This is a genomic window from Bradyrhizobium sp. SPXBL-04 (genome assembly GCF_051853035.1).
Lineage (GTDB): Bacteria > Pseudomonadota > Alphaproteobacteria > Rhizobiales > Xanthobacteraceae > Bradyrhizobium > Bradyrhizobium zhanjiangense.
The window spans coordinates 1,898,583-1,920,692 of sequence record NZ_CP182472.1 but is presented as its reverse complement, the minus strand read 5'-3'; the positions used below and the strand labels follow the sequence as shown (position 1 = coordinate 1,920,692).

At 59.2% G+C, this 22,110-nt stretch carries 14 protein-coding genes and 3 pseudogenes; 4 read left to right on the top strand and 13 right to left on the bottom strand.

Going from position 1 to position 22,110, the window contains the following annotated elements:
• Positions 1 to 22 precede the first annotated feature (22 nt).
• The 8 genes from ACNJX8_RS08925 to ACNJX8_RS08890 form a co-directional block, all read right to left on the bottom strand.
• The gene (locus ACNJX8_RS08925) at positions 23 to 907 is read right to left on the bottom strand and encodes a branched-chain amino acid ABC transporter permease (RefSeq protein ID WP_439360304.1); all 885 of its coding nucleotides are present in this window, start codon (positions 905 to 907) and stop codon (positions 23 to 25) included.
• Positions 904 to 1,599: an ABC transporter ATP-binding protein gene (locus tag ACNJX8_RS08920; RefSeq protein ID WP_439360303.1), complete on the bottom strand. Its 696-nt coding sequence runs from the start codon at positions 1,597 to 1,599 to the stop codon at positions 904 to 906. The genes ACNJX8_RS08925 and ACNJX8_RS08920 overlap by 4 nt, the downstream gene beginning before the upstream one ends.
• A gap of 32 nt (positions 1,600 to 1,631) precedes the next feature.
• Positions 1,632 to 2,387: an ABC transporter ATP-binding protein gene (locus ACNJX8_RS08915; protein ID WP_439360302.1), complete on the bottom strand. Its 756-nt coding sequence runs from the start codon at positions 2,385 to 2,387 to the stop codon at positions 1,632 to 1,634.
• 77 nt (positions 2,388 to 2,464) lie between these two features.
• Positions 2,465 to 3,700 (bottom strand): ABC transporter substrate-binding protein, encoded by a 1,236-nt coding sequence (locus tag ACNJX8_RS08910; RefSeq protein WP_439360301.1) that lies wholly within the window; start codon positions 3,698 to 3,700, stop codon positions 2,465 to 2,467.
• Between the two features lie 46 nt (positions 3,701 to 3,746).
• Positions 3,747 to 5,063, bottom strand: a complete 1,317-nt coding sequence (locus ACNJX8_RS08905) for a M20 family metallopeptidase (RefSeq protein ID WP_439360300.1) — start codon at positions 5,061 to 5,063, stop codon at positions 3,747 to 3,749.
• 114 nt (positions 5,064 to 5,177) lie between these two features.
• Positions 5,178 to 6,077: an ABC transporter substrate-binding protein gene (locus ACNJX8_RS08900; RefSeq protein ID WP_439360299.1), complete on the bottom strand. Its 900-nt coding sequence runs from the start codon at positions 6,075 to 6,077 to the stop codon at positions 5,178 to 5,180.
• A 128-nt stretch (positions 6,078 to 6,205) separates the two neighbouring features.
• Positions 6,206 to 6,868 (bottom strand): isochorismatase family cysteine hydrolase, encoded by a 663-nt coding sequence (locus ACNJX8_RS08895; protein ID WP_439360298.1) that lies wholly within the window; start codon positions 6,866 to 6,868, stop codon positions 6,206 to 6,208.
• Positions 6,855 to 7,652, bottom strand: a complete 798-nt coding sequence (locus ACNJX8_RS08890; RefSeq protein ID WP_439360297.1) for an N-formylglutamate amidohydrolase — start codon at positions 7,650 to 7,652, stop codon at positions 6,855 to 6,857. The genes ACNJX8_RS08895 and ACNJX8_RS08890 overlap by 14 nt, the downstream gene beginning before the upstream one ends.
• A gap of 705 nt (positions 7,653 to 8,357) precedes the next feature.
• Here ACNJX8_RS08890 and ACNJX8_RS08885 point away from each other — a divergent pair.
• Both ACNJX8_RS08885 and ACNJX8_RS08880 read left to right on the top strand, forming a co-directional pair.
• Positions 8,358 to 10,039 (top strand): annotated as a pseudogene (locus ACNJX8_RS08885) (AMP-binding protein).
• Between the two features lie 574 nt (positions 10,040 to 10,613).
• Positions 10,614 to 10,751, top strand: a complete 138-nt coding sequence (locus tag ACNJX8_RS08880) for a hypothetical protein (RefSeq protein WP_439360296.1) — start codon at positions 10,614 to 10,616, stop codon at positions 10,749 to 10,751.
• A 928-nt stretch (positions 10,752 to 11,679) separates the two neighbouring features.
• On the opposite strand, the pseudogene rpoN reads toward ACNJX8_RS08880, so the two are convergent.
• From rpoN to ACNJX8_RS08865, 3 genes and pseudogenes are all read right to left on the bottom strand, one after another.
• A pseudogene (gene rpoN / locus ACNJX8_RS08875) lies at positions 11,680 to 13,180 on the bottom strand (RNA polymerase factor sigma-54).
• Positions 13,181 to 15,171: 1,991 nt separating this feature from the next.
• Positions 15,172 to 15,957, bottom strand: a complete 786-nt coding sequence (locus ACNJX8_RS08870; protein ID WP_439360294.1) for a helix-turn-helix transcriptional regulator — start codon at positions 15,955 to 15,957, stop codon at positions 15,172 to 15,174.
• Between the two features lie 1,146 nt (positions 15,958 to 17,103).
• Positions 17,104 to 17,727, bottom strand: a complete 624-nt coding sequence (locus ACNJX8_RS08865; RefSeq protein ID WP_439360293.1) for a J domain-containing protein — start codon at positions 17,725 to 17,727, stop codon at positions 17,104 to 17,106.
• A gap of 818 nt (positions 17,728 to 18,545) precedes the next feature.
• Here ACNJX8_RS08865 and ACNJX8_RS08860 point away from each other — a divergent pair.
• Positions 18,546 to 18,779 (top strand): hypothetical protein, encoded by a 234-nt coding sequence (locus tag ACNJX8_RS08860; RefSeq protein WP_439360292.1) that lies wholly within the window; start codon positions 18,546 to 18,548, stop codon positions 18,777 to 18,779.
• A 421-nt stretch (positions 18,780 to 19,200) separates the two neighbouring features.
• Positions 19,201 to 20,571 (top strand): hypothetical protein, encoded by a 1,371-nt coding sequence (locus tag ACNJX8_RS08855; RefSeq protein WP_439360291.1) that lies wholly within the window; start codon positions 19,201 to 19,203, stop codon positions 20,569 to 20,571.
• Positions 20,572 to 20,691: 120 nt separating this feature from the next.
• Here the strand turns inward: ACNJX8_RS08855 and ACNJX8_RS08850 are convergent, their stop codons facing one another.
• Entirely contained in the window at positions 20,692 to 21,015 is a 324-nt protein-coding gene (locus ACNJX8_RS08850) for a hypothetical protein (RefSeq protein WP_439360290.1), read from the bottom strand.
• Positions 21,016 to 21,394: 379 nt separating this feature from the next.
• Positions 21,395 to 22,102 (bottom strand): annotated as a pseudogene (locus ACNJX8_RS08845) (IS256 family transposase); the annotation flags it as partial.
• Positions 22,103 to 22,110 lie beyond the last annotated feature (8 nt).

Sequence of the window (22,110 nt, the reverse complement as noted above, 5' to 3'; positions counted from 1 at the left end):
CTGGCATTGTGGAGGCCTATCATCAGCGCACCACCTTTCCGAGGAGCCCTTGGGGCCGGACGAGGAGCACCAGGATGAGCAGGAGAAAAATCATTGAGGGTGCCCAGTAGATGCCTACGAAAAACACAAGGGCCGCCTCGAGGATACCCATCAGATAGGCAGCGAGAATCGTCCCGCTCAGCGAGCCAAGCCCGCCAAAGATCACGATGATCAATGCCTTGACGAGCGGCTCGGAGCCGAACTCCGGCGTGAGCAGGCGGATCGAGCCGAGAAGCACGCCTGTGAGCCCGGCAAGGACTGCCGAGAGGGCGAACGTAATGATAAAAAGACGAGAGACGTCGATGCCGATCAGCCTGGCGGCGTCCGGGTTCTGGCCCACTGCCCGTATTCCGCGTCCTGTTCGCGAACGATCGAGGAAAAGCCAAAGCGCACCAAGCAACAACGGCGCCACGACAACGATGAGCGCCTCCTGCGCGGAAATCGTCGTTTGCCAGATTTGCACGTTGCCGGTTGCGACCGGAGACAGCTGCTTGAGCCTTGCTCCCCAGATCAGCTGGATCCCCTTCTGCATGAATATCATTGCGGCAAGGGTCGTCATGACAGTGATGAGCAGGATATCGCGATGGTCATAGAACGGCCGAACAATGATCCGCTCAATCAGAATGCCTACTGCGATCATGACCGCTGCTGAAATGGCGATTGCAACACCCAATCCGAAATTGAGCCCGGCCGCGTCCGAGACGGTCCAGGCGATGTAGGCGCCGAGTGTCATCAGCACACCGTGAGCGAAATTGAAGATGCCAAGCGTGGTCCATACCAGGGAAAGTCCGCTCGCCATCAAGGCATAGCCCGAGCCGAGCACGATACCGCTGACGAGAATTGCGCTGAGGATGTCGCTCGTGATCATGCGCCCTCCGATCCGAAATACATGTCCATGATTTCCTGATGGTCGACCTCTCCGCTCCGGTTGATTTCCCGGCTGATTTCGCCGTGGTCGACAAGGTACATGCGGTCGACAAGGGACAGGATGAATGCGATATCCTGTTCGACAAGAAGAAGCGGAATGCCCCGCGACGATATTTCCGAGATTGCCCCGGCAAGCTCGTCCTTGAGCTTCGGAGACAACCCGAGGGTCGGCTCGTCCAGCATCAGCATGCGAGGCGCGCACATGAGCCCCGCGCCGATTGATAGCATCTGGCGCTCGCCGCCCGACAACGTCTTGCATTGTTGCCGGCGGCGCTCGGCAAGCCGGGGAAACAGGTTGAGCACATAATCGAGGTTTGTCTTCAGCTCCTCCCGCGCGCGCGGCGTGAAGGCCGCAAGCTCGAGCGTCTCCATGATCTGCATGTCGGGAAAGAGACGATTGGCCTGGGGCACGTGAATCAAGCCGCGGGCAACGATCTTCTGGGGCTCGAGCTGGTCGATCGGCTCGCCCATGAAGCGGACCTCTCCTGCCCGCGGACGGATCACCCGAGAAATCGTGTTGAGAAGCGTTGTCTTACCGTGCCCGTTGGGTCCGAAGAGCCCGACGCGCTCCTGCGGCCCGACGTGGAGGCTGATGCCGAGCAGCACATCGCTGGCATCGTAACCGGCGCGCAAGCCGGCGATTTCGAGCGCGTTTGTAGTATTGCTCAAAGTCTCGCCTCCCGTTTGCCGAGATAGGCTTCGACGACCTCCGGGCTGCGTACCACCTCTGCCGGACTTCCCGAGGCGATGATGGCGCCGTGATTGAGGATCATCAGGCGTTCGGACACGTTCAGGAGAAGCGGCAGGACGTGTTCGATGAGCACGACCGTGATGCCGCGTCGGTGCACGGTAAATATCAGGTCGGAGAGGCCAGATATTTCGGGCCTGGTGAGACCGGCGGCAGGCTCATCGAGGAGAAGCACCTTAGGTCGCCCCGCGATTGCAGAAGCAATCATCAACTGCTTGCGCTCGAAGACCGAGAGGTCGGAGGCGACTTTCGACCGTCGGTCAACCGCCAGCGATACGTCATCCAGCGCCTGTTCGGCGGCCTCTCTCGCTTCCATTGAGGTCATGCGGGCGCAATAAGCGGCACTTGCATAGACGTTCTCTCGCGCGCTCAGCGTTGCAAACTCTGCATCTTTCTGAAAGGTGCGAAGGATGCCGGCGCGGCTGATCTGATGCGGGCTCAGCCGATGGATCGGCTTTCCGGAAAGGAGCACCTCGCCTTCGCTTGGAGGAAATGGAATCCCGGTGATGACGTTGAAGAGAGTGCTCTTGCCGCTGCCGTTCGGGCCGGCAATGCCGAAGATCTCACCCTTGCGAATCGAGAACGAGACATTGTCGATAGCGACCAAGGCACCGAAGCGTCTACTCACCTGACGTATCTCAAGCAGCGGCTTGTCATCACTGAGATCTGGCATCGTGTGCTCTTCGCTCGTCGCGGATGGATCAATCGACCACGCGGCGATGCCGCGCGGCCGCAAAGGTGCCGGTCGCGCTATTGTCGCATCCATGGAGGCATACGGAACTCTCCGTCCGCATACTGGCTCGGATAAAACAGAACCCGTTTGCCGTCCCAGATCTGGAAGAACTGAATTGGAATTGAATTGTCGCCCTGGTCCGCAAGATGCGTCTTCGGATCAAAGGAGAGCTTGCCACTTACGATCTGTTTGCGGGTATCGCCAATGGCCTTGCCGATAGCGAGCCGTTTGGCCGGATCTCCCACCCTGGCGAGGGCGTCGGCATAGACCATGACCTCCTCGTAGAGCGCCGGCCCATAGGTACCTGGTTCGTGGCCATATTTGTCCTGATATTTCTTGATCACTTCGGCAGCCCGCGGGTTCGCGGGCGTATTCAGCGTGCCGCCCAGCAGGTTATAGACGACGCCCGTGGCCTGCTTGCCCGTCAACTTTAAAAATTCGGGGACCGAAGGTGCATACTGGATGAAGACGAGGCTGTCCGTCGGCTGCTCCAGGAACTGGGTCAAGAACTTCCCGGCATTGCCCGGCTGATAGTCCGTGTTGATGATGAGGGCCGGATTATCCTGACGAACTTTGGCAAGGAACGTTCGCCAGTTGTCGATCTCCCCGAACGGCAGAAGGTCTGCCGACGTTACGGTCCAGCCGGCATCTTCGAAACTCTTCTTCAGCCCGTTCATGATGGTCTTCGAATAGGGATTGTCCGAAGAGATCAGGGCGACCTTCGTATTCCGCAGCTTGAGCTTGCCATCTGCAAGAAGACCCTTAACCACCGGCACCATGGCCGTATTGTATTCATCAAGGGACGGGGCCATTGACCAGACGGTCGGGAACTTGTCCGGATGGGGCGCGATGATGTCCCGCGTCTGAGCCGAATTCGCCCAGATCAGGTAAGGCATCTCCTGCTCGGCCATGGTCTCGATTTCGAAATTGCTGCCGCTGGCGTAGCCGGTGAGGATGGCGTTCAGGTCACGATCACCCGCCAAGCGTTCGATCGCACTGGTCACGGCATCGGCGGACTGGTTCTGGGTGTCGCCTACGACCACCTGCAGCCTGTAGCCAGCTACCCCGCCAGCTGCATTGATTTCGTCAACGGCAAGCCTGGCGCCGTCGATCATTTCGTTTCCATCCGCAGCTGAGTTACCGGTCAGCGGCGCGAGGACACCGATCTTGGCGATTTTATCAGCTGAATGGGCAGGCGCTGCCGCGGCGAGCGCAGCGAGGACCAGACTGGTCCAAAGACTAGCAAGTTTCATGGTAGCACTCCTCTTTCACGGCACTGTTCACTGCATTTGTGATCAATCACTTGATTCCACACCAATCGATGATTCCGGCTGCCAGCGTTTTGGTTGTCTCCTCCAGCGAAGCAATGTCCACGTACTCGTCGGCGCCGTGGAAACCATCGCCCGTTGCTCCGCAGATGACAGCATCAACTCCCGCGCCGGCGTAGTGCGCGGCGTCGACGACGGCAATCATTCCCGAGATCTTCGGCTTGCCGCCAAGTTGGGTTCGACGCTGCAAGAGCGATTGCACGAGCGGGTGATCTGGCGCGGTATCCATAGGCGGGAAATGCAGGCCACCGAGCTCCCACTGGACCTTGATCGGATTCTTCTGCAACCAGAGATCCTGCTGACAGAAGTGATGGACGAAGGCTTCGAACTCGGACCGGATCTCTTCCTTCGTCTGGTTGGGCAGGAATTTGTAGTCGAGGTCGATGACCGCCACATCCGGAATGATGGCGGGATTGGTCATGATGAGCGGCAACCCGTCCGGCCCAAGTCCGGCGCCAGCACGCATTGCCCCGACATTGATCGTATTCATGCCGGGCGGCAGCAATGGATGCTGACGCGCGCGGCACCTCGAATATTCGAAATTCCTGAGCGCTTCCAGGAAACGACCTGCGATATCGATCGCATTCACCGCTGGCCGCAGCCGCTCAGGTGAGTCGCGCTGCGGCCAGATCTCGTTGTAGCGCCACGCCGAATGGCCTTGTCGACCGGTGATGGTGATGCGTATCCATTCCAAACCGCCTTCGCAGATCTGGATATCGCCCATCGTCAGTTCGGTGATGATCGCCGCCTTGGCAAGATAGCCGCGCTTGACAGCGTCTATCGCTCCAAAGCCGCCAGCTTCTTCATCGACCACCGAATGGAGAGCAACACGTCCCTGAAGTTCGATACCTGCCGCCCTGATGCCGCGGATGGCAGCAATGGCAGCTGCGACGCCGCTCTTCATGTCGATGGCACCACGCCCGTAAAGCCTGCCATGCTTGATCTCACCCCCGAAGGGGTCGACTGTCCAGGTGCCGGCCTCGCCGACCGGCACCACATCGATATGGCCGCACAAGAGCAGGCTACGCTCTTCCGAGCCAGTGAGCTGACCGACCACGTTTGGCCGATCCGGAAAGACGTCCCACCGGTCAATCGACATACCAAGTGACGTCAGTTCCGATTCAACCAGGTCCTGGACAGCGCTCTCGCGGTTCTGGTCTGGATCGTTGATGAACTTTGGATTGACCGAAGGAATCCGGACAAGCCTTCGAGTGAGCTCAGTCGTATAACTCCGCTCGCGGTCGATCGCGCTCCAGGCGGCCTTCACTGCGGCGTCCAGTTTGCCCATTTGGAATTCTCCCTAATTCTTGCATAGATTATCGCTTAACAATGGCAGCCGGTCTCGTGGGTCTGCATGTCTGGTGGGGCACGCGGAAATGCCGCCTGGCCGCAACGCCTTGCTTCATCCAGAGCGGCATGCCGAATTCGCCATCAGAATGCTGCTGCGGAGAGAGCAGGCCCCGCTTGCCGTCCCAGACCTGCTAGAATGGAATGCGCGGCGCATACTGGATAACGTCAGGCTATTGGTCGGCCGATCGAGAAACTGGGTCAGAAACTTCGCCGCGTTGTCGGCCCTCGGATCGGTAGTTATGACCACTGCCGGGTTGCCCAGGGGGACCTTGACGAGGAACGTCCGCCAGTCGCTGATGTCCCCGGTGGGCAGAAGGTCAGCAGATGTGATTGTCCAGCCGTCTTCCTCGAAGCTCTGTTTCAATCCATTCATGATCGACTTCGAGTCAGGATTATCGGTGGAGATCAGAGCGACCTTCTTATTTTGCAGCTTCAACTTGCCGGTCTTTTCCAGACTGTGCAGCACTGGAATCATTGCCGTCTTGTCGGCGTCATAGGAAGCGTTGGACGACCAGATGGTCGGGAACTTGTCCGGAGGGGGCGCAATGACCGCGCGCATCGAATCAGTGCCGGTGTAGAGCAGGTACGGCATATCCTGCTCGGCCATCAACTCGATCTGAAAATTGCTATAGTGCGCATAGCCGTTGATGACGGCGTTGAGCTCAGGGTCGTTCGTCAGGCGCTGGACGGCGCTGGTGACCGACTCCAGTGACACGTTCTGCGTGTCGCCCATGACGACCTGAGGCTTGTAGCCGGCAACGCCCCCGGCTGGATTGCTTTCGTCGACGGCGAGCCAGGCGCCATCCACCATTCCGAGGTCGTCGCCGGCGCTGACGCCAGCGAGCGGCGCAATCATGCCGATCTTCTCGGCAGCATGGGGAGGGTTGGTCGCAATCAGAGCGGCAAACCCCAGGCTCACCCAAAGACCAGAAAACTGAATGACCACAGTCATTTCCCTCTCCTTCATGGTATTCTGCTGAACCTCTTTGAGCGGGAGCAATCGATGATCGCGGCCGCCGCGTTTTGGTTCAGGCGGCCGCAACTGAGCCGCAAAGGCGCGATTTACTCGCTCTTGATCACTTATCCCGAGCACCTTCCGAGCTCGTCGAGCAGCGCGTCTGTGCCGACTTGGCGGCAATACCCTTTGAGCGCTCGCAGAGTGTTGTCGTGACGATCCTGGCTATATGTGGCGCAGGCATCTGGCACGAGCGTCACGAGGTAGCCGAGATCGCAGGCGTCTCGCACCGCAGATTCCACGCATTGGTCCGTGACAAGTCCAGCCAACACCAGCTGCTTGACGCCGAGATTGCGCAGCAGGTAATCGACGTGGGTGGACACAAAGACGCTCGAGGACGATTTCGGCAGCACGATTTCATCGTCGCCGGGCGCAATCTCGTCGATAACCTTCCCGTCCCACGAGCCCTTTGGGACATTGAAGCCCGAGATCTTGTAATCAAGACTGCGATCGCGACCATTCTTGGTAAGGCTCTCTATCGTGGTGTAAAGAACTTCCATGCCTGCGCCACGAAACGCCCCCTGCAGCCGCTGCATGTTGGGGATCGCAAGGTTCTTCAAGCGATCGAAATAGTAGCCGTACTTATCGGCAAACTCAGCCTCTGACACATCCTTGAACTCGCCGCCATCGCGTCGCGCGCAAAAGTTCTGCACGTCGATGAACAACAGCGCCGACACGTTCGGATTGAGCGGCACCTCGCGTGTCGTGGGGAAATCAATCGTTGACATGATCTTTCTCTCGCGCATCGATCAGCCCCTGGGCGATTAAGCTCGCCCATCGGTGCTGCCCCTCGGGATCGCCAATCAAATCGTTACGAATTTCAAGCAGGAGGTGCAGCAGGCCGCGCGCCTCCCCATGCACCGGGATCGTGTAGTCGCCCTGATCGTCGACGACATATGGCTCGTTGTGCGCACAGATCGTCCCCGGGTTGCGCTCCCGAAAGGAGCCGAGGAAACGCCCGGCAAAGCGACGATCACGGTTGGAGAGCACACCGAGTTGCCAGGGGCGTCCGGGCCCTCCTGCCAGCCGCGGCGTAAAGCTGTGCACCGCGACTAGAACGGTCGGCGAGCCGGCCGTCGCGCGACCATCTAGAAAGAGCGCCACTTCCCGATGGAATGGCTCGTGGATCTCCGCATAACGCTGCCGGCGCTGATGTTCCGCGAGGTTCAGGTTGCCCGGGACGACCGTCCCATCGCTCACCTCTGGAATGCAGTCGGGCGCGTTAAAGGGACGATTGCAGTCGACCACTAGCCGGCTATAGCGCTGCAGGAAAAGCGGAGCATCGAGTAGATCCGCAAGTCGACGCGCCACAGCTTCGGCGCCGATATCGTAGGCAATATGCCCAAGCGTTTCGGCCGCGCGCAGACCAAGGTTGTCGAGCCGCCCTGGCACAGCGGTCCCGGCGTGCTCGCAAACCAGCACAAAGTCGGCACGTCCGCTGGCATTTACCAGTTCAACCGGGCGCGGGTCCAACGGCGAGAGCACACTTTGCAAGGTTTCTGGGTACTGCAACACGTCACCCGAAGCTGGTGCATGGCACACATCGCCATCCTGAGTTCCCCAACACAACGAAATTCTGACATCAAAGTCAAATATTTTCTTCCGTTTGATATATTTTTTTCATAAGGCTATTGCCGGAACTCGGCTTTTTCCGAGCCGGATTGCTCAGGTTGGGTTGCATGACACGGCAAGGGACAACAGGGCGCGCTGCGCCAGCAAACCCGGCAACGGGGCGCGGAGCCGGTCGAACCGGCGTTTGGCCGCGTCTGAACTTTCAATCAATGGAGAAGATGGCGAGCAGCGCCTCGGCACAGGCTGGCTGGTTCGACGGCACTGTCAGGACGACCTCGCTGAAAGCCGGAGGCTCGCTCGCAACTGCTCATCCCTGCTCACCGACTGATCGAGAGCATTTGCCCCGGCACGCCCACACGGAGCACGCGCGAGGCGCGAGCAGTCAGTATTTGCGCTTCGCTTTTGCGTCCATCGCCGACACCGCCAGCTTCCGGGAATTGGCCGGCGCACTCGCTTCAAGACATGAGTGGATGGGCGAAACGCGCACCGGTACGCCTCAACGCACCGGCTGGTCCACGGGTAGGACTGAAGGACATGACCGAAGGACCGGGCCGTCGTTGGAAACACGGCGAGGAGCACAGAAGGGCGCGTATCGCCCGGAGCTCAGGTCAGCAGGCTTTCTCAGATCGAGACGGAGGACAAGTAATGCTGAAAAAGGCAAAAACTTTCGATGAGGTTCGAAATGGGTATCGGTGGAATATCCCCGATTACTACAATATCGGTGCCGACATATGTGACAGGTGGGCCGATCAAGAGCCCGGTCGATTGGCAATCATTGACGTGGAGCCTGGAAAATCCACTCGCGAATACAGCTTCGCCGAGCTGAAGGCTATCTCCAACCGCCTGGCTAACGCCTTGAGCGCGCGCGGCATTGGCCGGCGTCCCGGAGAGATGGGTGATCGGGTTGGTGTTATGCTGCCTCAGCGCTTCGAGACAGCGGTGGCGCATGTTGCGCTCGCAAAACTCGCGTGCATCTCGATCCCGCTATTTACACTCTTTGGACCCGATGCCCTTCTACATCGCCTGGCCGATTCTGGCGCAAAAGCAATCGTAACGGACGCCTCGGGCGTTGAGCGAATAAAACCTCTTCTCCAACAGCTCCCCGCATTGGAGCTGATCATCTGCATCGATGGCGCGATTGGACCGGCCAGGAGTTTCGCTGCACTTTGCGCGGCAGAATCACCTGCCTTCGAACCTGCATCGACGCTCGCGGATGATCCAGCAATTCTAATCTACACGTCGGGCACCACGGGGAACCCTAAAGGCGCCCTTCACGCCCACAGGGTTCTGTTGGGACATCTTCCGGGGGTCGAATTGAGCCACGAATTTCTCCCTCAGGCCGGAGATCGGTTCTGGACTCCTGCAGACTGGGCATGGATTGGCGGTCTACTCGACGTCCTCATGCCGGCGTTCATCATGGCATCCCGGTTGTCGCCTGCCGATTTGCTAAATTCACCGCGGAGGCGGCTTTCGACCTGATCAAAACCTGCCGAATACGTAACGCCTTTCTGCCTCCCACGGCTTTGAAGATGATGAAGCTCTTGCCCCAGACCGAAACCCCTGAGGTGCGCCTTCGCTCGGTGGCAAGCGGCGGCGAACCGCTAGGTGCAGAATTGATCGAATGGGGGCGCACGACGCTAGGAGTTACGATCAATGAATTTTATGGCCAGACCGAGTGCAACATGGTGGTTTCTTCCTGTGCAGCGCTAGAGCCCCCTTTGCCGGGGAGAATGGGCCGGCCCGTGCCCGGCCACGTTGTTGATGTAATCGATGCCGCGACCGGCATTCGCCAACCTGAGGAGACGGAAGGCGCCCTTGCGGTATTATGCCCCGATCCCGTGATGTTCCTCGGCTACTGGCAAAATTTCGAAGCGACGCGCGAAAAGTTCGTAGAAGGGCCGGATGGGAATTGGCTTCTCACGGGTGACCAGGGGGTACGCGATGCTGAGGGACGGCTTCGCTTTGTGGGACGCAATGATGATGTCATTGGCTCCGCCGGCTACAGGATTGGCCCTGCAGAAGTGGAGGATTGCCTGCTTGCGCACCAAGCTGTCCGTATTGCCGGGGTTGTCGCCAAGCCGGATCCGCTTCGGGGTGCGGTCGTTGCCGCATATGTCGTGCTTAAGGATGGATATGTTGGATCAGATGCATTGGCCGACGACATTGCAAGTTTCGTCAAGTCACGCCTGGCAGCGTACGAATATCCGCGTGTGGTACGATTTATTGATGAGATGCCCTTAACAACCACGGGCAAAATTATTCGTGGCGCTCTGCGCAAGATGGCCCAGGATGAGGCTGCAGCAGAGCATGTCGCAGCGAATGGATGAGAGCGCACAGCGATTCTTTTGCCCACAATAGGGTGACGACTGTCCCAATTGCGAGAACTACCTTCGCGAACGAGCCCTAGACTAAGCGGATGGCTAACTTAGGCCGCGACGTCATCATCACGGCCAAACTTGATCGCGCCTTCGGACCGGACGCGCATGCGCCCGGCACGCTTGACTTCCAAATAGCTGCAAGCAGGCGCGCCTTTCCCGGCCGATTCGACCATAGGCCGCAAAAGCTGCTTCGTAGGATTAAAGACACTCGATGAGCGCTCAAACCTAGTCTCATTCAGCTACTCAGATTGGAGGAGGCATTCGAGCCATGCCGTCACTGAGAACTCCTCCTTAACAGCCGCGCACGCATCCGCGACATTGAAGACTCGAGGTCACTTCAGCACACCAAGGTATGGCTCCGGTCGAATTGTCTCGACGTGAATGCCTCCTAGAACCGCGAATGCAGCTGCCAGTTCGAGGATAAGAGCAAAGCACGGAAGCGGATGTCCCTCGCTCAGATGGGCCCGGTCCACGGCTCGCGATCAATGCCCCCTGGCCCCTATCCCGCAGCCAGCGCGACCACATGGCCGACGCCCGTCATCGTCGACCATCTCACGACCTCAACGCCCGGCAGTGGAAAGGACTTCCGGAATCCCTGCTTGCCGACCTGGACATTAAGCTCGCTGAGCGGCAACGGCTGTTCGTGCTTGAAGCACTGTGAGCAGAGCGTATCGCCGGCGGTGGATGCGTAGAAGGGAGGTGAATGCGCGCCACGATCACGACCGTCAGCGGAAGCGACATCGCCAGCAGCACCATGATGAGTTCGCCACGAATGTCGCAAGTCCCAAAATGGTAGTGCAAATTCCCACAAGGGGATCGAGCCCACGATTGTGGCGCGGCCAACGGTCCCAAGCATGACTCGGAGACGCCGGCCATCGCAATAAATGGCAACGAAACCGCTGGCGAATCCACACTCAACGCTTAATTACGGTCAAAAACGCCGATTGCATGCGACGACCGCCCTCGCTAAGAGCAAGAGCTCTGGTTTAGCGAAACGCCCGATCCAGATAAGCGTCGAGAGGGCGCCTGAACAACGATAGCGCACTCTGCTCGTTCGCTTGATCGCACATTGGATCTTCGGAGGGCGGACCTTGCCGCTAATCCAGGAGCCACGATCGCAGCCGCAGCTATGTGCCGTGGAGCCGTTCGTGATCTCTGCCTTGATCCTTTATCTTTTAAAGTGCTAGCTCAAGATCGCTTTGCAGGATCGCTTTTAGACGGGAGCTGCAGGCGACAGAAACTTCACCGGGCTCGTAGGACGCGCAGGACAAATTGCGCGGCGACCGAGCCTGGGCGTTCGATGAAAAGCTCGTCGAACAAGGGCGAAATATCGGCTAAACTTCGATACTGCGTGAGATATAATCGGCTGCGTTGCTCGCGACAAATTGCCGACTGTCATCTGCTCGATCACGGCGGCGCAGAGGACTCACCTTGGCCATCAGAAAACCCTCTTGTCTGAAGGGGGGTCGGCTCTGAGAACGCGCGATCCTCTCAGACGGCAGTCGGCCTTTACTATCTCTACCTCAAAATTCGCGCCAGCGGCTTCGTTCAATGGACCAATCAACAGATCTCGCTCGAAAGGTCCGCTTTCACAGAAATCCAAAGCGTAGCTTGTGGATTCCAAATCGAGGGCTGGGAGTTTCTTCATGGAGGCCAATTCCTGCCGATTCTCGACTGTTGATCGTTGACCACTCATTGTCGCGGCGGCGTTGCACCGAGGAGGGTATGCGCATCGCTTCGCGATACTTCGCGACCGTGCGGCGGGCAATATCAATGCCCAAGGCGCGCAAGCGTTCCACGATGGTATCGTCCGACAGGATCGCGGAGGGCTCCTCGGAATCGATCAGCTGCTTGATGTGGTGACGCACCGCTTCCGCCGAATGCGCTTCGCCGCCGTCGGCCGAGGCGATCGAGACCGTGAAGAAATATTTCAGCTCGAACGTGCCGCGATTGGTTGCCATGTATTTGTTGGCGGTGACGCGCGACACCGTGGATTCATGCATCTGGATGGCATCGGCGACGGCCTTGAGATTGAGCGGCCGCAAGTGTGCCACGCCATGGGTGAAGAAGCCGTCCTGCTGGCGCACGATCTCGGTTGCAACTTTCAGGATGGTGCGGGCGCGCTGGTCGAGCGCGCGCACCAGCCAGGTCGCGTTCTGAAGCGCATCGGTGAAGTAGGACTTGTCGCCGTCCTTGCCGATCTTCTTCGACAGCTCGGAATAGTAGGTCTGGTTGACCAGCACGCGCGGCAGGGTGTCGCTGTTGAGCTCGACGTGCCAGCCGCCGTCGGGACCCGGGCGGACATAGACGTCGGGCACCATGGTCTGGAGCCGCGCCGAGCCGAACTTCATGCCGGGCTTGGGATTGAGGCGGCGGATCTCGCCGATCATGTCGGCGATGTCCTCGTCGTCGACGCCGCAAAGCTTGCGCAAGGACGCGATGTCGCGCTTGGCGAGGAGATCCAGATGCTCGACCAGCGCCTGCATGGCCGGATCGTAGCGGTCGAGCTCGCGCAGCTGGATCGCCAGGCATTCGCTCAAATTGCGCGCACAGACGCCGGGCGGATCGAATTTTTGCAGCACGGCAAGGACGTCCTTGACGTCCTGTTGCGATGCGCCGAGACGCTCGGCGGCCTGACCGAGATCCGGCGGCAGATAGCCGGCCTCATCGACGAGGTCGATCAGGTACTGGCCGATCATGCGCTGCGCCGGTGCGGTGAAGGCGACCGAGAGTTGCTCGGCGAGATGGTCCGACAACGTTGGCCGCGACAAAAGCTTCGAGATTGTAGTCTTCGTCACCGGAGGCGCCGCCGCCCCACTCGGTGTAGGTCGTCGGCGCGCCATCCCGGGCGTCGCGCGCTTGAGCCTCGGCCAGCTGTTCGCCGCTGACCTGATCGACTTCAGTCGGGGCTTCGGCGCCAGCTACATCGTCATTGGCTCGCTCGAGCAGCGGATTGCACTCGAGCTCCTCCTCCACGAAGATCATGAGGTCGAGATTGGACAATTGTAGCAGCTTGATCGCCTGCATCAGCTGCGGCGTCATGACCAGGGACTGCGATTGCCGGAACTCTAATCTCTGCGTAAGCGCCATGAAGCAAGAACCGTTACTGAAGTTGGCCCGCGTTTTGCTCATCTAGTCAGGAGCTGATCCAACCGCTTTGATGTCGCGCAAAAGCAGATGCGAGGTGAGATTTTTTGATGAAGGCGGCCAACAGCTGGACACCGAAACACTTGCGGAACTCCTTCGTTAAGTTCCGTTGTCCATGAGACTAGAGAACTAGAGATTAAGAGGTGGCACTTTGACCCGAGGACATGAACCAACAGGACAGTTTCACTGTGGCGACACTCCTGTGAACGACTTGGCAGTCCGCGGCAGTTTCGGTGATTTCTAAGAGTAGCCGCGATGCTACACCATCCCGTAGGACCACCGGCAATAGGGCTTCATCGGTCCTGCCCGCCACTCTGACAGTCCATTAACATAGAGCCTTGCTGCACGCTCGGAATTGGCGCGAACTTTGAAGCCAATCATAGAAGAACGTTGCCCAAACGGATTGGCACTAAGGCTGGCAGTCAAAACAGTTGAGGTGGCGGGTTGAACCTGGCCGCGAGATCGGCCTTGCGCCAAAAGAGATCGCGAGGTTATCGTCGCGTTCGGCTGCCTAAAGCCCGCCGCTTGTTAGTGCAGTGCCTGCCCCATGTGCGTCGAAACAAGTCCCTTGCCCAAGTTGCTGAGGCAAATCGGCGGAAGATCGAACAGCGGGCACCTATTGTCCCTGCGCTTCGGCTTATGCTGGCGAAGGTCCCAACGTATTTGCGATGTCACTTCTGGGCCTCTCACGCATCCGAATCTGGGAAGGATACCTTCCTCCTCCAAATTGGCCGGCGTGACCGGGACGATCTTTCGGTTTGTCGAGAGCCTGCGCGAGTTGCTTTGCAGCGGACTGCCGACAATCACACGGGGCGAAAGGCGTCCGCACGCGCGTAGACCGCCATGCTGTTGCCTATGACCTCGAGCACCACCTCATCGCTGGCCAGCAGAGCCTTGCCAGCGCTTTGGCGCACTCCGCGTCGTATCAGTGCTGCCGGCGGAGCCTGCCGCCACCCCAAACATCCCTCCGAAGTTTCGCTGGATGCCGAGTCCAATCGCTCGTCTCATCGGCATCTGAGCTGCGGCGAGACGACAAGTGCGAGTACAACGCAGTGAGTCGCAGAGGTGGCCAGCTCCCAACTCGAACTCCCGGCTCATTGCCTGTATCGCCGGACCCGCAATTCGTGCTCCCGCTGCTTCTGTGCCGATGGTAGTACCATACACCACGCTGTAGAACACCGCAGCGGAACGTTGGCACCGGCAGATCTCATTGCCCGTACTAACACCATACGAGGAGTTCAAGCGACGGATCAAGATCAAGACCGTTTGCCATCAGCGGCCGCCATGGCAATATTGTCCTGGCCCGCTCACCTCCTGCCAGATCAACATGCGGCAAGGTCGATGGCTGGAGAACCCTTACCACAATGCCTAGATAGGCGATTGACCTCGCTGCACGAGCAGGTGGCTTCACGTTGATGGAAATCGCGCCACAATTGTAAGGCGGCGCTGCCCCCGCGGTGAAGCGCACGGCTTTCAGCGATCATGGCTTCATCCATCGGCAAGCCGCTGCCATAGGGCGAACCACCTTGCCTCGGCGGATCGCATCAGGCAGCGGCACCTCGATTGCCTGATCGATAAGGCCGGGACGGCTGGCGGCGATCGCCTCGGGACGGTTGCTGGAGAGAATGAAGATGATGTCGGCGTCTTCCGCCGTCTCGTTGAGCCGCCTGTTTAGCAACACTAGATCGCTTGAGAGGCGGATTGAGTCCGGCGCAACGATGCAACAACGACGCCCCAAGTCCACACCGGGCGCTGTTGAGGCACACCGCATACGCGCGCCTGATGCGCTTGCCTGCCCAGCTATCTGGTTTGAGCCGCTTCCGTTAAAGTACATCGTCGAAGCCACTTGAGATCGCTTGTCCCGATCCGGGGCAATAACAGAAGAGCCGGCCCGAGGACGGGGCCTTTGATCGTGCCTTTAAACGGGCGCGGAGTTAAATGAGGCGGCGTCGGGTTGCTTTGTGTACAGCATTTGTCCGGTTCGCCGCCCCTAGCTTTCTGACGACGTTCTTCATGTGAAAGTTGACGGTATTCTCGCTAACTTCCACAAGTCGCCCGATTACCCAGGCTGACTTTCCTTCTGCGACCCAGTATAGGCACTCTGTTTCTCGATCCGTTAGCGGAATGTCTGTCTCGCAACCTTCATCAAGCGGCGGTGTAATCTGCGCGACAGCGTTGTGAAACGCCGATGCCAATGTCGTGAGATGAGCCATGCGATCCTGTGGATCGGCATCATCGAAGGGAGATGCAAACGATACGAAAGCCAATCGGCCTTCCGATCCAAACAATGGCACGCTTATGCCATGCTTAAGACCTGCTTCTCTGGCCTCGCGTAAGACGCGCAGCTCACGGGGCTGCAGTTCGTATCGACGGGTTAGTTCATCCCAAAGAAAGGGCCTTGGCAGCATTGCTGTCCGCCGGACTACCGGGTCGATCGCTCGATACTCTTGCTCAGCATAGCGTTGGCACCAATCAGACGGGAAGTTTATAGTTGGCGGGGGCGGCAGATAGTTCAGCAGACGACGCTCATTCGAGCAGGACAGTGCTCCGTACGCGACTTTATTAAAGCCTTCATTGCTCGCGCAATTCACAAGAAGATCGAACAGCGCTTTGATTGATTTTGTCTGTGTAGCGCATTCGACGAAGCTGAATAGGTCTGGCCCGCGGCTTTCCCGTCCGCTTGAAGAGAGTGGCATTTCGCCGTGCGTTTGGTCATCCATTTCTATTTCCATTTTACTTACACAGATGTTGGCTCTGCTTCTTGCAGTTGGACGCGCGCGCGAAGGAAAGCGCCGGGCCCGAAATGTTTGACCGGTCCCGGCGCGCACCGATCAGATAGGTGGCGCAAACCGATGCGCGCCGCCCAAAGGTTGAGCCAACGCGGAGCTGTCTTCGTTCGTTGCCGGCCGGTCCGGTTGCTATTCGAGCTACCGAATCGTCACGCGCGTATCCAGACTCGCGAAAGGATGGCTGGCAAATGATGCAACGGTTGCGGCGGACAAGGTCAGCACTTCTCTAAGAACATACCAACGTCTCGAGCGCCGACGTAAAGAAGCGCGCTCGGCACGGAACTCTTCGCGCAGCTCGGCACACCTCAGGTCCGGACTGGTGCAGCCCCTCTCAGGCGCTTGCGCATGTTGGGCCGCCACTCGCGGACATTGACAACCAGCTGCTTGATAAGGACGACAGCGTGCATGCGACTCTCAGGACTTCCAAGAACCAGCATGGTGGACATAGCAATTCTCGTACCACTTTCCGATTTGGCAAAATGGCCCCTTAAGAGAGAGGCACTCAGAGAAAGACGGTCTCATCTGAGGTGTTTCGAGCGGATGCGACAAACGTCAAACATGCGACAACGTCTCAGGCGCGACATCGAATTGATATAGATCAAGAGCATGATTGCAGTTGCCTCACCTGCATTGACGCGGAACGGGATGCGCGCTGCCTGTGAGTGCGGTCCTAACGCGCAAGCCAAATCCAGTACGGGCGTTTGCATCCTTGAAATCGAGCAGCGGAGCAGCAGTTTAGTCTTGCGGGGTCTTTGAGCAGCCGAGGACCGGCGCTTTCAGCGTTTCGCTGTGGTGCCCTTTGCGAACCGCCCCCTTAGGCGTCGCGAGGACTTGCCCCCTCCTTGCAAAGCCGAGGAGCGAGCAAATGAAAGAGGAAAGAATCACGGAAGGCTCGTCGTGGATTGATCCGGGGCGCGCTGTTGATAAAGACTCCGGCTAAAGTGGCGGAGATGCTGCGCCTCTCGGGCGTAGGCGTGAGGGTCTGAAGCGGATTACACGCCAGCTCGGATGCAGCCTTCACACGATGAAGGGCTACGTAGCGGCGGGTGGGGTGAAGCCGTTCAAGTCGTGTCTGGGCTAGCTCTCGCGCACCACGTTCTTTAGGTAATGGTAAGCCTTGATGATCTCGACCAGGCGATCCTCGGTAGAGCGGTCGCCGCCATTGGCATCAGGATGGTGCTGCTTGACCATCGCCTTGTACTTCGCCTTGATATCGCCGAGCGTCGCATTGGCATTCAGGCCCATCACCTGCAACGCTTTCCGCTCGGCATTTAAAATCTTGCGAGCCTCCGGCTTGGCCTCCGCGCGGGGGCGCGCACCGGCGCGTCCGTTCAGCTCGAGGAGCGTGCAGAGGGCATGCCAGTCGTCCTCGAAATCGGCCGCGCTGCCGGTCATTTTGCGGGCGCTGATGTTCTCGCCCATTTTCCAAGTCGGACGATGGCCGATCAGCGCGTCGTTCTGGTAGCGCGCGACCGCTTCCGGATCCATCCCCGAGAAGAAATTGTAGGACTCATTGTATTCGCGAACATGGTCGATGCAGAAGTGCCAATATTCGCGCGCATTGTCGCGGCCCTTGGGCGCGGGATGGGTAGCCTTGTTCTGACAACCAGGCCATTCACATAACGCCGCGGTCTGGCGCTCCCGCGCTTCCTTCTTGTTGATGCGAATGGAGTCGAAGATTGTGGAGGTGTCGATCAGCATGACTGGCTCCGTTAGCGGAGCGGCAGTTAACAGCGCCGCTTGTATGCTAGAGTATTCGTTTGGACGGCAAGTTGGATCTGTCTCGGCCTTTGCGTCCAGCTAGTGGCATGATGTATCAGGTAGCTTTCTAGCAATCGACATGCCAGCACTCGCGAGCTTGGTTCAGGCAAGCAACTCTTTGCGATTCAGATCGACTCAATTGCAATTTGCTGTCGGGTTCTGCACATAGAGGTCTTGAGCGGGACCGGGTGAATACGAAGAAAGCGGGAGTTGCGCAAGAATTTGGGTGATAACGCGCTCAGAGAGGCAGCGTATCCAGGCGGATGGCGAACCTGCGAGAATTTCTTCAAGGAGCTGATGCGGCCCGAAGGAGACGATCAACGTCCTGCCCTTCGGTCAGCCGTCTGCGGTTGATCATGCACTGCTACAAATTCTCCGCAACATAGCGCGTGATCTGCTCGTCCGGGCTGTCGAGACGGAATTTGCCGCGTTCCGGAGACGCCGGCGAGCTGAAGCCGGCGCGGGTGGTAGCGCCGGGCCGTGCGGCACGGCCATGGCCCGGCGCGCAACATCGCAACGGATATCGGCGCAATCGAGATTGCCAGGCCCAAGGTGAGGACCGGCGCGCGAGCGGCTCGCCGGTTGGATCGACTTCACCTCGGTGATTTTGCCAGTCCGAGCGCGGCGAACTAGGAGCCTCGATCCCCTGCTGCCCGCCCCTTAGCTGCGCGCTATGTCGACAGGCGATCCAGGAGGCGCTCTCGGCCCTGCTGGAGGGGATGCACCGAACCTTTCGCCTTCGATGATTTCGGGCCTGAATGACCAATCGCAGGGGCGAATACGAGCGCTGGCAGCACAAGACCGTCAACGTGCTCAAAGACATCCCGAGCTGGTTTGGACTGGCAAGAAGGCCAAACAGGATCTCAATGGCGCTAAGCCGGGCGGTCGCGGAGCATGCACTTGATACCTTCGCCGAGAGGCGCGCCAACCATGCGCTTGACCTTGATTACCGGACAAGGATCGCCAATCTGGAACCCATTGGCTTTCTATGACTTTCCCGCCGAGTACCAGAGCCAGCTGAGAACTACAATCCGATCGAGAGCATCCGCCGCGGTGCGGCAAGCGAGCGTGCGAGCCAAGGAAGCGTTGTCGCCACAAACCGTAAAATTGATGGTGAGCTGATGGAGGTGGCGTCGAAAGCGCTGCGTTGACTGAAATGGCCCAAACAGTTGCCGAGATCGTCGCGGCCTTAGAGTGCCGACGCCATTGAGCTCGTCCCGAACACGCAAAGTCATGCCGCCTGCTCGGTTCCGTCACCCAGTCGCGGTCAAGAGCGGCGAAATGATTGATCTGAGATCGCAATCCGTAAGTCTCCAAGCGCGTCAGCTTGTCGACAGCTGATCCGAATAGATCGGGAGAGTGCGACGCTGTCGGCTCGGCATTGCGAACCGACCCAACCCCCGGGGAGTTGACATGGACCCATTTAACAGCATCAACCCATTCGACCGTGACCACGCCGCAGTGTCACAACCGCAACAGCAGCAAGCGGAGTTTGAGCCGTACTTGGATGAAGTGCCGCAGCTTGATGCCCCTGCCGTTGCAGAGATCCCTGCTTCTTCAGATCCCTACTATTTTCCTCTGTCTGAGGAAGAGCGTAGCCTCATCGAGGCTTTGGAACTTGGGCACCATGGGGCCCACGGTGCTCATCCCGAAGACGCCGTCACCAGACACCTCGGGGACACCGCTGCCCAGCACAGCGCGCCGCGGGAAGCTTGGACTTGGCCGATAGAGCTGCCTGCGGAAGGTCACGATCAGGACCCGCTGCGAGGGATGATGGGCGAACCCAACCTAACATCGTCTCTCCCGACCGCGCGCGATCACCAGGGACCGGACCGCGGAAAAGCCGTTCGCCAGTTCAACTGGAGCGACGGCTACCAACCGGCTCGGAACGAGCTGACCGAGAGCGCTCCCTCTTCAAGTCACGAGGTCCTCATGCGTGACGATTACACCGGGGAGTTGAGGCCTGCGAAGAGGCAAAGAACACTAAGCCATACGGAAGGGGATGCCATCGGACGCCGGGTGGGCGAGCCCGGCAGTTCAGTCGTTCGCGAGCCGATGGAAGACGCCGGCGCACCGTTTCAGGCCAGCGATCGGCTCGTCCTTCCCGAAGGCTACGATCAGGATCTGCTGTGGGCGATGGTGAGAAACGCTGGCCCATCTTCGTCCGTCGAGCCAACCGAGGGTCATCACCAAGGGCTGGATTCAGAACCGGCCGTTATTCCCTTCAATTTCCGGCAGGGCGACCAGCACGCGTCCGCTGCGCTTGGCCGTAGCGACGTCCCGCCGCGCCAGGACAGCCGACCCAACAGTTTTATCGTTCACAATGACCGCTACACGGCGCTGTTCGTGCCCGCGGCAACGATGAGGCCAAGCACCCCACTCAATCCGCCAGGCACTGCCATTCCTCTGGGATTTCGACTGGAAAACGCTCCGCAGCCCAGCGCGCAGCGAGCCTCACCATCGCGACTTGGACGGTCGATGGAGCAAGCCGCTCCGGCGTCTTCCAGGGCTGAGAGGACGTCCCCCGCGCCCCGCGAGATTTATGCTGCATCGTTCGCCGTTCCCGAGAATTTTTCGCACGGCGACCAACCAGCCCCGGACACGATGCTCTCGAAGCTCCGCCGCTGGGGCCACGTGCCGAACGAGGCGCAGCCGGCAATAAACTACGACATTCGCGGCGAGCGTTACACCGCCCTCTTGGGGCCGGGAGGCCCCAATGACGTTCGGCTCATCCATCACCCAAGCAATGTAGATGCCGAGAGACAATCCCACGCTAGGAATTAGGAACCCGTCCACATAGCTCCGGTATTGGACTTGTTAATGTGGCATAGCTTGCTCCAGCGAGCTTGGCGCGGTTCCGGGGGGTGCGGGTGAGCGCTACCCCGCCCGATTAACTTGCGCGCATCATCGCTGTGCGGCTCCTCGTTGAGCCGCACAGCGATCTTCTTTGATCTTCCGAACGCCAAAGCTGCGAAGAACACCTACGGTGTTATCGCCGTTGCGCTTTACAGCATTGCCATTGATTGGGGCCTCGGTGGAGCATCCTGGGAGTAAAGAGGCTGCTTCCGGCGCCCCATTGAACACGCGTCGGCTGAGCTTAGCTGGCTGCAGATGGGTGTGGTTCTGGCCAACGCCGGGCTGCGCAGCGGCGTTGTTGATCCGCCTCGAGTCTGTCAGTCCCGTATCTTCGGGATCAGCAATGGTCGGGATACCGAGCGCGATCTCCATCGCTTTAGCGCCGGCCGACGACTTCCGCAGCTGAGCCAGTGCTGCCAGACGTTGCCGCCAACGCTCGTGTCCTGATTATAGCTCTTGACGTCTGCATTCAGCGCCTCCGCGGAAAGCTGGCCAGCAATGCCCTTCTTGTTTTTTTGACGCAGATAGTCGCTGAACCTCTAAGATTAATGCATAAACGGTGGTAGTGTCTGTCGCTGCTCCGGCTTTGAACTCTTTGACATCAGGATCTCCGGGACCGAAGCGAGCTATCGCCAAATTTGGTGATAGCGATGCCGGTCAGGCCCTGGCGATTGTGGGCTGACGGTCGGTCGGCTTGGCGATGACCTCGATCCCGTCGTTGAATGTCACAGTGCTCGGCCGGGACGTCTTAGAAGGCGAGCAGCGTGTCTTGATCCTTGCTCAGGCAGTCGGCTACCTTCTCGTATCTCAGCGCGTAGCTTCGACGAAGGCGTCGAACGCCAGCTCGGCGGCGACCTTCGTTTCAGCCATCCAGATTTCCTGCAACGCGCACTTGGCTTTCGGCTGCTGGCTCTTCGACAGCTTGGCGAGCACGCTCGCGGTCTTGTGCACCCAGCAGCGCTGCTCGCGCGTTTTGGGGCCAGACCTAGCCGACCGCCTTCCAGAATCCGAGTGCGCCATCGTGCGATGACGAGCCGCGGAGGCACGTCGAGCCCACGGCCCTTCAGATCAAGCAGCAGACCGCGCCAGTCATGCGTGCTCTCGCGGGCGCCATCGGTGAAGCCGACCAGTTCCTTGCGGCCTTCCGGCGTTGCGCCGATCAGCACGAGGATGCACTGCTTTTTCGTCCTCGAGCCGGGCCTTGAGATGGATGCCACCACCCCGGATGTAGACGTAGCGTTTCGCCGACAGTCGCGCTTCTGCCATGCGCGGTGTCTCGTCGAGCCAGGCCATGCTTCAGGTGACCGATCGCGGAGGCCGACAACCCGGCAGCATCCTTCCCGAGCAGCGCAGCCGGCGCTTCCGAGAAGTCGCCAGTCGAGATCCCCTTCAGGTAAAGGATCGGCACCAGCGTCTCCATCGAATTCGAACCCCGCATGTAGGGTGGCAGGATCGACGGCATGCCGG